1 pseudogene is annotated in these 500 nt (G+C 70.4%); it reads left to right on the forward strand.

The features are described 5' to 3' along the window. A pseudogene (locus AC1DTN_RS39445) lies at positions 1–500 on the forward strand (hypothetical protein); the annotation flags it as partial.

The raw sequence follows: 500 nt of genomic DNA on the forward strand, positions 1-500 counted from the left end.
ACCTGAGGCTGCCGCAGGCACAGGAGCTCCTCTACCGCTTCGGCCGCGCCTACCCCGGCGGCTGGGACGCGCAGGGCCAGGCGCTTCATTGCATGCACAGCGTCGAATGGCTGGATGCCGAAGGCGGCGTGCTGTCGGCTTCCGATGCGCAGCAGCGCGAGGCCTTCATCTCGCACGTGGCCGAGCATCGCGCGCCGCGCCTTGCAAGGCACTGGGCCTGGTTGATGCGCCCGCTGGTGAGTCACCATTCCGATGAGCCCGGCGCGCTGCGCTTCAGGCAGATCGAGTACTACCGCATGCCGGTCATGGCCTATCTCGCGCTCGACGATCCGCGCCGGCTCACGCGCGCCGACTTCATCCGGCTGGCAATGGTGCCGGGCGCGGCCGAGCCGGCCGCGAGCGGTGCCGGCCCCCTGCCCTATGCCGAGGACCAGGTGGGGGACTTCGAACAGCGCTACTGCTACGACCGTTTCTGGGTCGACGCCGGCGCGGCGCCGAAC

The sequence above is a fragment of the Rhizobium sp. 01T444 genome (assembly GCF_056398305.1).